General features: G+C 60.5%; 15 protein-coding genes, 1 tRNA gene and 2 pseudogenes. 11 read left to right on the top strand and 7 right to left on the bottom strand.

Annotated elements, in window-relative coordinates:
* Positions 1-97: 97 nt before the first annotated feature.
* The gene (locus F2P46_RS04035) at positions 98-1,492 is read left to right on the top strand and encodes a thioredoxin family protein (RefSeq protein WP_166885470.1); all 1,395 of its coding nucleotides are present in this window, start codon (positions 98-100) and stop codon (positions 1,490-1,492) included.
* Positions 1,493-1,547: 55 nt separating this feature from the next.
* Positions 1,548-1,769: pseudogene (locus F2P46_RS04030) on the top strand (transposase); the annotation flags it as partial.
* 98 nt (positions 1,770-1,867) lie between these two features.
* Here F2P46_RS04030 and F2P46_RS04025 read toward each other — a convergent pair.
* From F2P46_RS04025 to F2P46_RS04000, 6 genes are all read right to left on the bottom strand, one after another.
* The gene (locus F2P46_RS04025; RefSeq protein WP_166885466.1) at positions 1,868-2,314 is read right to left on the bottom strand and encodes a hypothetical protein; all 447 of its coding nucleotides are present in this window, start codon (positions 2,312-2,314) and stop codon (positions 1,868-1,870) included.
* 37 nt (positions 2,315-2,351) lie between these two features.
* The gene (locus F2P46_RS04020; protein ID WP_166885464.1) at positions 2,352-3,056 is read right to left on the bottom strand and encodes a hypothetical protein; all 705 of its coding nucleotides are present in this window, start codon (positions 3,054-3,056) and stop codon (positions 2,352-2,354) included.
* Between the two features lie 113 nt (positions 3,057-3,169).
* Entirely contained in the window at positions 3,170-4,489 is a 1,320-nt protein-coding gene (locus F2P46_RS04015) for a sodium:proton antiporter (protein WP_166885462.1), read from the bottom strand.
* Between the two features lie 195 nt (positions 4,490-4,684).
* Positions 4,685-5,839 carry a DUF1565 domain-containing protein gene (locus F2P46_RS04010; RefSeq protein WP_166885460.1) on the bottom strand — a complete coding sequence of 385 codons (1,155 nt, stop codon included), beginning with the start codon at positions 5,837-5,839 and terminating at the stop codon, positions 4,685-4,687.
* 35 nt (positions 5,840-5,874) lie between these two features.
* Positions 5,875-5,948 (bottom strand) — tRNA-Cys (locus tag F2P46_RS04005).
* Positions 5,949-6,071: 123 nt separating this feature from the next.
* Positions 6,072-6,659 carry a hypothetical protein gene (locus F2P46_RS04000; protein WP_166885458.1) on the bottom strand — a complete coding sequence of 196 codons (588 nt, stop codon included), beginning with the start codon at positions 6,657-6,659 and terminating at the stop codon, positions 6,072-6,074.
* A gap of 149 nt (positions 6,660-6,808) precedes the next feature.
* On the opposite strand from F2P46_RS04000, the pseudogene F2P46_RS37460 reads away from it, so the two are divergent.
* The 9 genes and pseudogenes from F2P46_RS37460 to F2P46_RS03955 all read left to right on the top strand — a co-directional run.
* Positions 6,809-7,054, top strand: a pseudogene (locus F2P46_RS37460) (GGDEF domain-containing protein); the annotation flags it as partial.
* Positions 7,055-7,314: 260 nt separating this feature from the next.
* Positions 7,315-8,055 (top strand): DUF4142 domain-containing protein, encoded by a 741-nt coding sequence (locus F2P46_RS03990; RefSeq protein WP_229509040.1) that lies wholly within the window; start codon positions 7,315-7,317, stop codon positions 8,053-8,055.
* A gap of 326 nt (positions 8,056-8,381) precedes the next feature.
* Positions 8,382-11,006 carry a type VI secretion system Vgr family protein gene (locus F2P46_RS03985; protein ID WP_166885455.1) on the top strand — a complete coding sequence of 875 codons (2,625 nt, stop codon included), beginning with the start codon at positions 8,382-8,384 and terminating at the stop codon, positions 11,004-11,006.
* Positions 11,007-11,033: 27 nt separating this feature from the next.
* On the top strand, positions 11,034-11,369 hold the full coding sequence (locus tag F2P46_RS03980; protein ID WP_166885453.1) for a PAAR domain-containing protein: 336 nt from the start codon (positions 11,034-11,036) through the stop codon (positions 11,367-11,369).
* Positions 11,370-11,371: 2 nt separating this feature from the next.
* Complete coding sequence (locus F2P46_RS03975; protein ID WP_166885451.1) at positions 11,372-11,944, top strand: DUF4123 domain-containing protein; 573 nt, start codon at positions 11,372-11,374, stop codon at positions 11,942-11,944.
* A gap of 9 nt (positions 11,945-11,953) precedes the next feature.
* Positions 11,954-12,307, top strand: coding sequence for a hypothetical protein (locus F2P46_RS03970; protein ID WP_166885449.1), 354 nt, complete (start codon positions 11,954-11,956; stop codon positions 12,305-12,307).
* A gap of 1 nt (position 12,308) precedes the next feature.
* A complete protein-coding gene (locus F2P46_RS03965) occupies positions 12,309-12,737 on the top strand; it encodes a hypothetical protein (RefSeq protein ID WP_166885447.1) in 429 nt (142 codons plus the stop codon).
* A 27-nt stretch (positions 12,738-12,764) separates the two neighbouring features.
* Entirely contained in the window at positions 12,765-13,286 is a 522-nt protein-coding gene (locus tag F2P46_RS03960; RefSeq protein ID WP_166885828.1) for a pesticin C-terminus-like muramidase, read from the top strand.
* A 15-nt stretch (positions 13,287-13,301) separates the two neighbouring features.
* Positions 13,302-13,946, top strand: coding sequence for a hypothetical protein (locus F2P46_RS03955; protein WP_166885445.1), 645 nt, complete (start codon positions 13,302-13,304; stop codon positions 13,944-13,946).
* 39 nt (positions 13,947-13,985) lie between these two features.
* Here the strand turns inward: F2P46_RS03955 and F2P46_RS03950 are convergent, their stop codons facing one another.
* Entirely contained in the window at positions 13,986-14,987 is a 1,002-nt protein-coding gene (locus tag F2P46_RS03950; RefSeq protein WP_166885443.1) for a 2-hydroxyacid dehydrogenase, read from the bottom strand.
* Positions 14,988-15,081 lie beyond the last annotated feature (94 nt).

Below are 15,081 nucleotides of genomic sequence, written 5' to 3'. Positions count from 1 at the left end.
GGCTGGAAAGGCGTCGAGTGTAGCACCGGGCAAGCCCGATGGCATGCCCCTGTTTTCGATATACTTTCGCCATTTTCAACACTCCCGGAACCGGAATATGGCGAACGACGCTAACGCGCAGACAACCACCGTCATCGGCTGGCATCACGATGCCGACGCCGCTTTTGCCCAGGCGCGCGCCTCGGCCAGGCCGGTGTTCCTGTATTGGGGAGCCATGTGGTGTCCGCCCTGCAACCGGCTAAAGGCGTCGGTGTTGTCGCAGCCCGGCTTTGCCTCGCTGGGGACTACGTTCGTCCCCCTGCATATTGATGGCGATGCTGCCGGCGCGCAGCGCGCCGCCGATCGTCTGCAACTGCGTAGCTATCCGACCCTGGTGCTGTACCGCCCCGACGGCACGGAAATCACGCGCCTGCCATGCGAACTGACAGGGCCGCGCTTCCTTCACCTGCTGCAACTGGCGCTGGCGGCGCCGTTGACCGCGTCGGAATCGCTGCAGGCCGCCCTGTCGGGCCAGCGCGCGCTGTCGGCCGACGAATGGCACCTGCTGGCGTGGTATTCCTGGGATACCGACGAAGACCAGTTGCTGGCCGGCCGCAACCTGGCCGCCACCTTGGCCATCTTGCGCGCGGCTTGCGACGAGCCCGCATCGGCACTGCGCCTGGCATGGCACGCGCTGCACGCGGCGGTCTCGGCCAAGGCCGCGCCGGACCAGCACCAGGCCAGCGCCATGCTGCTGGGCACGCTGGCCGACCCGCAAGCGGTGCTGGCGCAGGTCGACCTGGTGACCGGCTACGCGGTCGACCTGGTGCGCGGCTTGACCGCGCCGCAGTCGGCGCCGCGCCTGGCATTGACGGCGGCATGGTCGGACGCGCTGGAGCAGCTGGAATCATCCGACGCCCTGAGCCCGGACGATCAACTGTCCGCCTTGCGCGTACGGGTGCGCATGGCGCGCCTCGGCAGCCCTGTTGCCGGGCTGGACGCGGCATCGCTCAACGTGCGTATCGGCATGGCCCTGGCCACCGCCAATGACCACGTGCGGCGCCATCAGATCCTCAACACCGCAGCCGGCCTGCTGGTCGATGCCGGCCTGCCGGACGAGGCCGAGGGCCTGCTGCTGGCGGCCGTGGCCTGCTCGCTGGCGCCGTTCTACTTCATGCACAACCTGGCGAGTGTCGCCAAAAAACGCGGCGACACTGTAGCCATGCTCGACTGGTACCAACGCGCGTGGGAACAGTCCAGCGGCCCGGCCACGCGCCTGCAATGGGGCGCCACCTTCCTGCTGGCGCTGCTCGAGGCCACAGCGGCCGACGCGGGCCGCATCGGCGCCGTCGCCGCCGCGCTGCTGCCCGAGCTGGAAGGCATGCTCGACGCCAACTGTGGCCGCAACGGCGCCCAGCTCAAACGCATGTTGAGCAAGCTGATCGGCTGGAATGGTGCCAGCGAGCAAGTCGAAATTGTAAAAAAGTCCTTGTCGGCGCACGTCAAGGAATAAATTTAGGGAACCTGTTCCAGATCAGACCCTCAAATGATATTTGAGGTTAAAGACGATGGCACGACCCGAGTTCGCGAGCGACGTTTCGCGCGAAGAGTTTGAAGCGGTACGCGGCATGCTGGAAGCGGCGCGCCGCAAGACGCGTCCGCGCAAGCACGACTTGTACGATGTGTTTTGCGCAGTGTTGTACTTGCTGGAAACTGGCAGCGCCTGGCGCGGCGTGCCGGAGGGCTTCCCGCCCTGGCGCACGGTGCATGAATATTTTACCCAGTGGACGGCGCGACGGCCCGGTGAACCGATGTTGCTGGAAGTCGCGCTGGAGCAGGCCGGCCGCCCGGCCACCGTCGCGGCCCTTCACAAGGTACTGGGACGCCGTTAGCCTGGCGCCGGTTCAGCACCCGCGGCAGCTGCGGGCGCCGCTGCGGCTGCCTTTTCGAACGTCACTGTTTTTTCATCGATGAAAAAGGTGCCGACCGGCTGCCCCAGCGCAGTCGGCTTCGGCTCGGCCAGCTGGGTGCAGGTGAGCGTATCGATCTGGATCAACTCGCCGCTCGAGCGCACCGAATACACGTCGTCGCCGTTCGCGAACAGTTCGACCGACACCTCGTCGAGCGGCACGCTTTCCATCGGAAACGCGCGCTGGCATTCCGGCATGTGCGAGGTCACCAGCGTGAGTGTCATCTGCTTCTTCCAGAAGTATTCCTGCTCGGCACGCACGGTGATGACGTGGTCGTTGCTGCTCTCGGTAATGTAGTAGGTGGCCGAGCCCTTGATACAGCCGGTCAGCAGCAAGGGCGTCAGTACAATCGAGAACCTGCGCATGATCGCTTTCCTGTGGAGTAATGCCAGTAAGTATAGATCAGAACTCGGTGCCCATGGTCAACGACACGCCCGCGCGGCGTGGCCTCGGCAGCGTGCTTTTGAACTCCGACGAACGGCGCGACACGCGCAGTTGCAGGAACCAGGGGCCGTGCTGCCCGGTGCGCGTGTAAGGGAAATTGAAGCGCATGCCGGCGCTCAGGGCGCGTACAAAATTGCGCCGGCCCGCCATGGCGTCGTCGCCGGCATGGCGGCCGTTCAGGAAGGCATGTTGCTCGCGCATGCGCGCTTCCAGGCTGCCGAACGCGGCGCATTGCAGCCACGGCAGCACGCAGGTCGGGGTCGGGGACGAGGACAAGGAGCTGGCAGCGAACGGCGGCAAGGGCGTGTCCAGGGCCTCCCGTGCCAGCAGGCGGGCCATTTCCAGCGGCGCGGCGGAGGCCCCGTCGTGCCCCAGCATGACCGTCAGGCCGCCCACCGCATAGTTGCTGTCGTTGCCGTTAGCCATGCCCCACCAGGCGCTGGAGGACAGGCGCAGGTCGCGTCCGAGTCCGACTGCGGCCGGCTTCGTGATGCGGGCCGCCGCGCCGGTGTAATAGCGCGGCGGCTCGGTCAGCCAGGCGCTGTCGGCGATGCCGAAGCGGGCCAGGTCGTCCGGGAAGCGCGGCTGCGCCATCGCGGCGCCGCAGGAAAGGGTGAGCGTGGCCGCCAGCCACGCTAAAGATGCACTGGGTAAAGTAGCCATGACCGTCACCGCCTCGTTGAAAAATACTACGGAGGAGTTCGATTCTAGACGCGTCGCGCCGGCCCGGTTTGGCCTGGCGCAGGTGTGCCGCGATGGCCGCGCCGGCGCCCGGTTTACTGCCGCTTGCGCTTCCAGAAGCGATCGAGCAGCGGCTTGACGCTGGTGCCGTGCACGACGATCGAGAGCATGATGACGACCACCGTAATCTGGATCAGCTCGCGCGTGAGCGAGGCCGGCAGGCCGTGGTTGAGGGCATACATCAGGTAATACAGCGAGCCGATGCCGCGCACGCCGAACCAGGCGGTAATGCCGCGGATGCGCATCGAGCTGTCCGAGCCGGCCAGGCCGATCATCACGCTCAGCGGCCTTGCCACGGCGAACAGGAACAGGGCCGTGCCGACGCTGCGCCAGTTCCAGTCGTGCATCGACACCATGCCGCCCAGCAGCAGCACCAGGGTCAGTTCCGACAGGCGTTCCAGATGCTCCTTGAACACCAGCGATTCGGCGCTGACGGTCAGCGGCACCCCGACCGGCGCTGCTTCGGCGGCCGGCGCTCCGGCGCCCGAATCATCCCTGGTTTTTTCGGGCACCAGCAAGCCCTGGCGGTCCTTGTGGGCGCCGGACAACACCAGTTCCGTCTGGCGCAAGGCCACGCCGGCAAAAAACACGGCCAGGAAACCCCAGGCCACAAACACCACGCTCAGGCCGTAGACGACGCCGATCAGGCCCAGGCCGACCAGGTCGTCGAGCACTTCGTGCTTGGGGTCTTTGCCGCGCAGCATCCATCCGATGCGGCCCAGCGCCGCTCCGCCCAGGGTGCCGATGGCGATCGCGGCCAGCGTGGCCCAGAGCACGTCGACCAGCACCCAGCGCCAGCCGAAGTCGCCCAGTTCATGCGCGCCGAGCAGACCCAGGCCCAGCATCACGAAGGGGAAGGCCGAGCCATCGTTCATGCCCGCTTCGCAGGTGAGGGTAAAGCGCAGCCGGTCGCGGTCGTCCGGATGGCGCACCTGGACGTCGGTCGCCAGCACCGGGTCGGTGGGCGCGAGGATGGCGCCGAGCAGCACGCCTGCGCCCAGCGGCAAGTCCAGCACGTAGTAGCAAAAGGCCGCGATCAGGCCTACGCTCAGGCTCATCGAGACCCAGGCCAGGCGGATTGCCGGCATCCAGCGCTGGCGCGAGATCGGCACCGGCATCTTGACCCCGGCCGAGAACAGCGAGACCAGCACGGCGATTTCGGTGAGGGTTTCGAGCAGGTGCGATTGCTCGACCGGGCTGAAGGAAAAAATGCCCAGCACCATCGGCCCGAGCCCGAGCCCCACGCCCAGATAGACGATGGCCGACGTGAACGGCAGGCGGGCAATGCTGGTGGCCATCAGGCCCCGCGCCAGCATCAGGCAGCCGATCAGGATGAACCAGTGGGTAGTCGTCATGAGAAGCTTCGGCGCGAGGATGGGAGTGGGCCGATTCTACAGAAGACAACTGTTTCCCTGCACGCTGTTGCCGTACGGATCGAAGCTTCCCGCGGCGTGCGCCCGCCAACAAAAAAGCCGGGACAATTTCCCCGGCCGTTCCCCCGCCGCGCAGGCTGCCAGCGCCCCGCCTTGGCGCGCCGCTTGGCGCGCCGCCTAGCGCTGGTAGGCGCCGATATCGATCGGCGCGTCCCTGGCGCGCGGCTTGCCGGCGATGTCGGCCGCGGCCGCGTGCTCGCCGGTACCGTGGCCGACCCCGGGCGAGCCGGCGCGCAGGCGGAAGTCGGGCAGCGCGCCTTTGCCGTAGCGCATGAACTGAGGCGCTTGCGCCACCGTGCCAAGGTGCTTGAGGCCATTGTTCAATTGCCAGTCGGCGGCGGCGTTCAGATACACCAGGTTGTTACGGTAGCTGTTGTGCGGGCCGGTCGATCCCTGTTCCGAAATGCCATATTTGTTGTCGTACACGATGTTGTTGTGGACGTTGGTGAAATCGTTCGGCCCCTTGATGTAGTAGGGGTCGCCGCCGCCGACCAGGATGCCCGTCATCGAACGCGCGATCGTGTTGTGGCTGACGATGACGTTGGTGGCGTCGTGCCACATCTGGATGGCCGCGCCGCCGATGGTAAACAGCACGTTGTTGGTGACGCTGCCGGTGGTGCTCATGTTGATGCCCTGCACGAAGCGACAGTCGGTCGGGCCGATGTCGTGCACGGTGTTGCCGCTGACCGTGCTCAGGTGGCCCTTGTAGTAGCTGTCGACGCTGATTCCGGCCGCGCCGGCGCTGGTGCAGGGCACGTCCTGGCCGACATGATGCACGTGGTTGTTGCGGATCTGCGAGTCCGAGCCGGCGCTGTAGATGCCGTAGGTCCAGCGCACGCCGCCGTGGGCGTTGCGCCCGTCGACCTGGAAGCCGACGATGTCGACGAAGTCGCCACGGTTTTCCCACGCCATCTTGGTGAGCGAGCCGCGCGGCGGCACCAGGCGGGCGCCGCCGCGCGTGGTGGAGATGTACGAAATGCGCCGTCCGGCGCTGCCGCTCATGGTGGTGCGAAAGCCGCCCGCGTAGGTGCCCGGCGCCACGTGCACGGTGGTGCCGGGCAGGGCGACCCTGGAGGCGCGCACGATGGTTTCGAAGGGCTGGGTCGCGGTCCCGGGATTGGCATCGGAACCGTTGCTGGCGACGTAGTAGTGGTAATTGGCGCTCTGCGCGGCAACGCTGGCGGCAGGGGCGCTGGCCGCGGCCAGCGGCAGGGCCAGGCCGGCGAGCAGCGCCGCCGGCAGAAGTGGGTGGTGGAGCCTGGATCGGTTCATCAACAAAGTCCTTTTCGCCGGATCGTGCTGGGAGATGGAGGCGGATGCCGGAATCGAACCGGCTTCCCCAGCTTTGCAGGCTGGTGCATTGCCATTTTGCTACTCCGCCATGAAGCTAGTGTCCACCCGCGCCGGTCCTCGCTGTGCCGACTGGATCAAACAAACTGTTTGTACGGCGCCCAAAGAAAAGCGGCCCTTGCAGGGCCGCTTTTGCTGGATTGAAAATTGCCGCTTACTGCGCAACCGCATGGTCGTCGGCGCCGGTCGCGCCGCCTTCGGCACGGCTGTAATTATTGATCACATAGCGGCTGGCGAGGTTGGCCACGCGGGTGAGCATCAGGTTGTCGTGCACGCCGAGGGTAAAGCCGGCCGACATGGCGCCGGCGCGCTGGAAGAATTCGGGATTGGCGATCGTGCGGCCTTTGTTGTCGGTGATGTTCAGGCGCAGCAGCACGCCGGAACTGCCCGCCAGCGGCCCCAGGAACACGCGCTTGGCGCCGCGCTTGAAGCTCATCTGTTCGATGACGGGCTGGATCACCAGGGTGCGGCCGTTGGCCTTGCGCGCGTTCCACTCCAGCAGCGACGCCGACAGGTCTTTTTGAATATTCGCCTCGATCTTGTTCAGCCCATCCGGATCGGCCCTGACATCGGGTCCGAACACTACCGGCCGCACTTCGATGCGGCCGAACGCCGAAAACGCTTCGGAGGGCGGTGGATTATTGGTCGAAGAAGCCTTGATTTTGGTGGCGCCGCAGCCTTGCAGCAATACCGCACCAAACAGGCATGAAGCAAACAGCAATGCTTTGGAGGTGATGTTCATGTAATTCCTTCGTGTCGTCGTTTTTATAAGGGGCCGGCAGGTGCGGGCAGTGGCGATAATATAGTAAACCGATCAGTATTCACTAATATATAACTTTCCGGCGGAAACGCACCACAGGGCTGGAACAAGCCGGCCCGGCGCCCGTCTGCCTGCTTGATGCCCCAGTCCGCGCCGATGAAAGCGCGCGCACGGCCGCACTGCGCGGCCTGAATATCCTCGACACGCCGCCCGAAGAGCGTTTCGACCGCATCACGCGTACCGCCCAGCGCGCGTTCGGCTGCCCGATCGCGCTGCTCACCCTGGTCGACAGCGAGCGTCAGTGGTTCAAATCGCGGCGCGGTCTCGACGTGCCCGAAACGCCGCGCAATATCTCGTTCCGCGGCCACGCGATCCTGCGCGATTTTCCCTTCATTACGGCCTTGCCCTTCATTGCAGTGAGCGCGCAAGACGACTCATCGCATGCCATCCGCGTCATTGATCTCCACCCCGGCCCCGTTTTGGTCCCCTTGCGAACATAGCGCCCGCTGCGATTCATCGCCAGCCAGAAAGTAAGCTTGCGTGTTGGCTACCGAGCGCTGAGAAAATGCCTACACAGTTAGACTGGCTCCGCAGCGCTATTGTTTCAATGACACTATTTCTATTCAAGGAGATCCGCATGCTGAAAACGACGTTGATCAAATGTGTACTCGGCGCCGCCGTTGCCACCGCTTTCGCCCTGCCGGTAAGCAGCTACGCCCAGACGGGCGCGGCGACCATGAACACCCCCGCAGCGAGCGCGCTGAACAAGGCGGACCAGAAAATCGTGGCCGACATGGCACGCGCCAACATGGCGGAAATCGAGGCCGGCAAGCTGGCACTGGCCAACAGCCAGAATGCACAAGTTAAAACCTTCGCCCAGCAAATGATTGATGACCACACCAAGGCCCTGAACGACGTGACGCAACTGGCGCAAACCAAAGGCGTCACACTCCCAACCGAGCTCGACAGCAAACACAAGGCGATGGCCGCCAAGCTGGGCAAGCTGAACGGCGATGCCTTCGACAAGGCCTACATGGCCCAGGCGGGCGTGGGTGATCACAAGGCCGTGCACGCGGCGTTGAAAAAATTTGAAGCCAAGGCCAAAGACCCGGACGTCAAAGCCCTGGCCGCCAAAATGCTGCCGACGGTAGAACAGCACCTGCACACGGCGACCGGCATGGTCGGCACCAAGGGCGGCGCCAAGGGCGCCAAAGCCCCGGTGACGGGCGAAGCCAACGACCACACGTCGGCAGGCGGCGCCGGACATGGCGCAACGCCTGGAGGGGCAAAGGTGGGCGCCAAAACACCGGCCCCGGCCGCCGGAGTCAAACCGCCTGTTGTGGGCGATGCAAACGAGCAGAACGCCGGCAAGCGCTAAGGCCTGGATCGCCGTCCGCACCGGTGCAATATGCACGGGTGCGGACTGTGGAGGGCTTGTATCGCCATCGTGGCGCGTTCCCTGTTTGTCGTATTTATCGCACTAATCCCCTCCTGTTTGTGTCCCGCCGACACGTACGGCAGACATATTTTACATTCCCCATAGAAACGTTGCGCCCCGTCATCTGAGCGATGACATGCGAAGCTTATAGTCAGACATCCGCCTTCGCCAATCGTTCAATTTTTCGGGACACCCATGCCAGCCGCCGCCTTCGTCGCACCCTGCCGCAGCCCGCTCCATGACCTGACGGATGGGAGGATGCCGGCATGAGCGAAGCGCCGAACAGCCTGCGCGACCTGATCAGCGACCGCCAGCACGACCGCCTGCTGCGGCTCTCGTTTCCGCACGACGACGGGCCGGCAGCGCCGTTGCTGGTCAACGCGATCGACGCATCGGAAGGATTGTCCCGTCCATTCGAGTACATTGTCGAGCTGCTGTCGGATGACCCGAATATCCAGCTCAAAAGCATGCAGGGAAAGATGCTGTGCGTGCAGCTGGTGCGCAAGGACGGCAGCATGCGCTATTTCACCGGGCTTGTTTTTGGATTCAGCCTGAAGACGGTCGACGGCGGCGTTTCATATTACGAGGCGCGCCTCGGCCCCTGGTATAACTACTTGGGTATGCGCCAGGATAACTACCTGTTTCATAACACCACCCTTTACCAGCAGACCGCCAGCATTTTCAGCGACTACGGCAACCTGGCCGCTTGGGACTGGCGGGTTGGCGGCGCCACGACGGTCATGACCGACGCCTGCCAGTTCGGCGAGACCGACAGCAATTACCTGGAACGGCGCTGGGCCACGGCGGGCATCTTGTATTGGTTCGAGCATACGGAACACGGCCACAAACTGGTGCTCTCGGACGATTCGACCAGTGCGCTGGCCATTGATGGCGATCCCGATGTGGCTTTTCAGCGCCATGGCGGATCGGCCGAAGAGGATGGCATTGGCGAATGGTCGCCCGGGCGCCAGATTACGCAGGGCAGCGTGGCGCTGGCATCCTATGATTTCAAGACCGGCCAACCCGCGACTACCTCGCTGCCGACGGTGCAACAGCAAGGCGACGTCCTTCAGATCGAATCGTACGAATATGCCGGCGCTTACGGTTTCAAGAACAGCGCCAATGCGCGTGAAGTCGCGCAGCGCCAGATCGAAGCGCTTGAAGCGGGCGGCAAGCAATTCGATGGCAGCGGCAATAACCGGCATGCCATGCCCGGTCGCTGGTTCCGGCTGTGCGGCCACTTTGATGCCGCCACGACCGGCGACGACGCCCAGGCGCGCGAATTTCTGATTACCGAAGTCCATCACAGCGCGAGCAATAACTACCACCGCCAGGGCGCCACGCCATCGCATTATGAGAACCGGTTCAAGGCGATTCGCAAGATCATTACCTGGCGTCCGCCGCACGCGCATAACAGCAGCGACACCCGCATTCACGGCATCCAGACCGCCACCGTGGTCGGCCCCGCCGGTGAAGAAATCCACACCGACGAATACGGGCGCGTGCGCGTGCAATTTCACTGGGACCGGGCGGGTAGCAATGACGAAAAAAGCTCCACCTGGCTGCGCGTTGCAACGCCATGGGCTGGCGCCAATTTCGGCATGACCACCATTCCGCGCATCGGGACGGAAGTGCTGGTGCAGTTCATGGATGGCAATCCGGATCGGCCGATTATCACCGGCATGGTACCGAACGTGAATACCATGCCACCCTGGACGCTGCCCGATAACAAAACCCAGTCCGGCATCCTGACCCGTTCCACGCCCGGCGGGGCGTACGAGAACGCCAATGCGCTGCGATTCGAAGACAGGAAAGGCGAGGAGCAGCTCTGGCTGCACGCCGAAAAAGACCAGTTGACCGAAGTCGAGCACGACGAAGACAAATGGGTCGGCAACGACCGGCGTAAAACGGTCGATCGCGACGAAACCAATCATATCAAGCGCGACCGCACGGAGACGGTCGACCGCGACGAAACCATGACGGTTCATCGCAACCGCAGCGAGCGGGTTGACCATAACGAGACCATCAGCATTGGCGACCATCGCGATGAGGACGTGGGCAAGAACGAAACCATCCATATAGGCCGCAACCGTACCGAGACGGTCGATCAGAACGAGCGCATCACCATCGGCAAGAACCGCGACAAGCACGTTCGCAATAACGAAACCGACAAGATCGGAAAAAACTGGTCGATCAAGGTGGCGAAGCTGAAGAAGGAAAACATCGGCATGGCCAATCTGGAAAATATCGGCCTGGCGCGCATGACCAATATCGGCATTGCGTACTCGCTGATCGTGGGGATGGTGCGCAATACCGCCGTGGGGGTGAGCGACTTCCTGACGGTGGGTAAATCGCGCAAGGTGACCGTTGGCGAAACGCAGGAAGTCAGTATTGGAAAAACCGAAACGCGGACCATCGGCCAGAGTCATGTGACGTCGGTGGGCGAGCATCTGGAACTGGTGTGCGGCGCGGCCAAAATTGTTCTGCGCAGCGATGGCAGTATTTTTTTGCAAGGTACCCAGATTCATTTGCAGGGCAGCGCGCAGATCAATGCCGATGGTGGCCTGGTGCAGCTCAATTGCGGCGCCGCCAAAGCCGCGCCGGCCGCGCCGGGGGCGAAGCAGGAGGCGCCTGCGGATACAGCGGCAGCTGCGGGATCGTCGCTGGTCGATTCCGGACGTGCGGGCACGTCCGGCGTGGATGCCGGCCTGGAAAAGCTGATGAGCGGAGAAATGAGTCCCCTGGCCATATTCAAGGAACTCAAGAATCTCGCGCAGACAGCGAAAGCGGTCAAAAACGGCGACGTCGGCGCCATTGCCGGTGTGCTGGGATCGGTGGTCGGTGGCGCGTCGGCGGTGAAGGGCGCCGGCAAAGGTGGCGGCGGTAGCTAATCGTTTCAGTTTGAGGAGGTGTCAGTAATGGGAAAACCATCAGCCAGGCAAACGGATGACGTGGCGCATCCGCGCGGAAGCGGCGCCATTCTGGAAGGCAGCGTCAATGTGCTGATCGGGAGTCTGCCCGCATCGTGCATTGGCGACAAGGTCCAGCACAACGGCGCGCGCGACACCATTGTCGAGGGTGAAAAGACGGTCCTGATCAACGGCAAACCGGCGGCGTGCATGAGTGACCGGGTCAGCTGCCACGGCATCATCAGCGGCGGCTGCATGACGGTTTTGTTTGGGAAGGACAAGGACGAAACCTGCCTGATCGAGGCCGCCGAAGCAGGCGCGATGACGGTCCAACCGGGGAAATGATGATGATGACGGACGACGCCACGCGTAAGGCGCTGCACCGGCTGCTCGGCGAGCATAGCGGGACGCTGTATGCCTTGTACGACGCGGCGGCGGATAACGGTTTGCTGTCCGATCTGCAGCGCGACGGTGTGACGCACGAGTGCCTGTATAGCGGCACCAAGGAAATCACGCTGCGCAACGTGGCGCCGTATTTGATTCCCTGCGCGCAGTTCGGGGCGGATGCGATGGCATTCGTTGACCAGGTCTGGCACCGGGGCGTAACGATGCTGGTGGAGTCCGATGCGGGATGCGACGCGCTCAAGATTCAATTGAAGAAAAACAGCTTCGTTAGGAATAGCGAGGGGGTGGAGTGCTATTTCCGCTATTACGACGCGCGGGCGTTTGCACGTTTTGTACGGATGACGAATAACGAACAGCTGGGCCAATTTTTTGGAAGTGCGTGCCGGAAGATCTATTTCGAGGATACCGGTAGCGGGAAAATTATCGGGTTGACTGGGAAGAAAACATCCCTAATTAGCCGGATTTTTGACCCAGGTGTGATGCAGTTTGAGGTACGCGATATCGATCCATACTGAGAGGGCGGAATGATCGAGTTCACCAAGGAACAGGAAATGCGGGACATGCGGCAGGAATGTAGAGTCTGGACCGGACTCATGGTTGAGGCGTGGTATTGGAGCAATTATGCGCACGCAACCGATTATTTACCCACCACGTTGGTTTTGGATTTGCAAGAAGTCTACTTCCGTTGCCGTCATAGCGGTGTTGATAATGCCTCTTCCATTTCGCTGTTGGGATTCCTCGTACTCAGAGCGAAGATGCTGAGATGCTCTGAAGTTGATGTGAATTCTATTGTCGAATATTTTTTGACTTATGCCCAAATTGGGAAAATTAATTACGCGCAGACGTGGATTGAGATTTACCTCGAGGAGGTAATTTAAAGTGGGCAAAACTGTTTCTGCCCCACGGCCCGCCAAGTCGGAATTAAATCTTCCTGAATATGATAAACATGAGCTTCAGCTCCAACGCGATCTTGTTGCGAAAGCAAAGGAGTGCGCGGTTAGTGCCAAGTTAGCGAATGACGAGATAGATAAGTTAAGCAAGCAAAAAGTAAAGTTATCAAAGAAGGATGTACATTACGTTGCTCTGTCGGATGAGATTGACAAAAAAATGGCGGCGCATAAAGGAGTTGCATCTCAGAAATGCAAATTTCATCAGCCTATATGCGTGCCTTCCAATGATGCGAAAAAAATAGCAACTCCAAGGTCGATGGGTGAAGAGTTGAATAAGTCATATGGAACAAAAATAGATTTTGATCGGTTATCAAAAGTGGAAGGTGGAGAGCATACGGTGGCTTACATTCCATGGTGACCATATTTAAAAGAAGATAAGCCGAAAATTGTATTTTACGGAAAGACACTGTCAAAAAATATTCCGCGGCTAGCTGGGGCAAAAGGGAAAAAACCAGAAAACAGATCTGGGGTAACGGTCGGGATTGGAGTTGATTTGGGGCAAGATTCGCCTAACGGTTTTTTGCAAAAAATGAAAAGAAGAAACACTGGTACGCAAAAAATTCCGGAGGAGGAATTGATAAGGTTGCATGAAAAAATTACGCCATATTTTCAAAAATTTGGCGGAGAGGCATGTCAATTTTTGCGTGAGAACCCCTTGGTTCTTACCCTGGATGAATCGCATTTTCTTAACAAGGTCGCCCATGGCGAGCTTCTAAATAAGACAATTCAAGATTATAGTTCTATAGCAACTAAGAAGGGAGCGAAAAAATTTACAGAATTGCCTACGGAGCAGCAAACAGCATTACTTTTAGATGGATATAATCGCGGCACGGTAAGTGAAGATCTGATCAATGCAGTTATTCGCGGAAATAACAGTGTGGTGCATGCAGCGCTGAATCGTAAATAATATGAGGGAGGTGGTATGAGCAGAGTGATGTACCTTTTTGTATTTGTATTTTCTGTGACTTATTTAAATGCTGCCGAGGCAAAACAAAAAATGAGGAAATTTACAAATCCTACTGCTCAGTTTGTCGGGACCTGGCGTGTTGAGGCCCACGATTTCCGGGAATTTTTTGCCGGCCCAGATAATTTGGCGATCCAGCTTGAAAACCAGGCTGCTTCATTTCCAGTGGGCCAAAAACTTAAGATTGAATCGACTGGCGCTGCAGTAATGCCCGGAACCTACAACACTGAGAAGAATAGATTCGAGGGACCCGTAGGTGAGACATTGTTGTTTACCTTTATGTCACCACTAGAAGAAAATCTTTGTAAGGGGTACTGGAACTCTGTCTGCGGTGGAGGCGTTTCCGAAACTGAAAAAGATTTTATGATTGTGGAAATTTATCGGTGGCATGCTGATGATATCAAACTGGCGAAAATGTGGCCGGAAGTTAAACACGTCACCTATTCTTTAGTTTCCTTGAATAAGCAACATTCTTTCAAAGTATGGATGACCAAAAGCGGAAAATTGATTCTGCCGATATTTCTTGAAGGTAAATCTAAAGAGGGTAAGCCATTTGGCGACATGGGGGTTATTCTTAAGCGCATCGAGGCCCGAAAAGAATAAAATGAAAACAGTTCAGTATGCAGCATTGATACTTTTGCATCATGGTACGACCTCGTTCGCGCAAGACTGCCCGCTAACAAAACACTCAATATTCTCAAACGTCACTTCCGCAATCTCGCGCATCGCCTCCACCGTAAAGAACCCCTGGTGCCCGGTCACCAGCACATTCGGAAACGTCATCAAACGCTGGAACACATCATCCTCGATGATATCGCCCGAGCGGTCGTGGAAAAACAGCGACCCTTCCTGCTCATACACATCAATCGCCAGGAACCCCAACTGGCGCGATTTAAGCGCGGCGATCACGGCCGGCGTATCGATCAACGCTCCGCGCGAAGTATTCACCAGCATCGCCCCGCGCTTCATGCCGGCCAGGCTGTGGCGGTTGATCATGTGCCTGGTCGTGTCCATCAACGGACAGTGCAGCGACACGATGTCCGATTCCGCCAGCAAGGTCGGCAAGTCCACCATGGTCCCCAGCGCGCCGAACTCGGGCGCCGGAAACGGATCATGCCCCAGCACGCGGCAGCCGAAGCCCTTGAGGATGCGCGCCGTCGCCAGTCCGATCTTGCCGGTGCCGACCACACCCGCGGTTTTTCCGTGCAAATTGCTGCCCAGCAGTCCATCAAGCGCAAAATTTCCTTCGCGCACACGCGCGTAAGCCCGGTGCGTGTTGCGGTTGAGCGTCAGGATCAGCGCCAGCGTGTGTTCGGCGACCGCTTCCGGCGAGTAGGCCGGCACGCGCGCCACGAAAAACCCCAGCCGCTGCGCGGCCTCGATATCGACATTGTTAAACCCGGCGCAACGCATCAGCACCGCGCGCACGCCCAACTGGTGCAATGCTTCCAGCACCGGCGCGTCGAGCCGGTCGTTGACGAATGCGCATACCGCATCGCAGCCCTGCGCCAAGGCCACCGTATGCAGCGCCAGCGCCGCTTCCTGGTATTCAAGCTCGATATGCCGCCGCTCTTCGCGTGCCGCCAGCGCTTCGTCCAGAAAACGCCGGTCGTAGGCCTGGGTGCTGAAAATGGCGATTTTCATTGTCGTTGGTTCCCGCTTGATTGGAAATGCCCCATCATAGCCCGGACGGGCTGGCACACTCACGTTTGTGCTGATAAATGAAATGGCGCAATCG

It is taken from the genome of Massilia sp. CCM 8734, assembly GCF_011682155.1.
In the GTDB taxonomy this organism is placed as follows: domain Bacteria; phylum Pseudomonadota; class Gammaproteobacteria; order Burkholderiales; family Burkholderiaceae_D; genus Telluria_A; species Telluria_A rubra.
The sequence above is the reverse complement of the archived record's forward strand: the minus strand, read 5'-3'. Positions and strand labels throughout refer to the sequence as shown.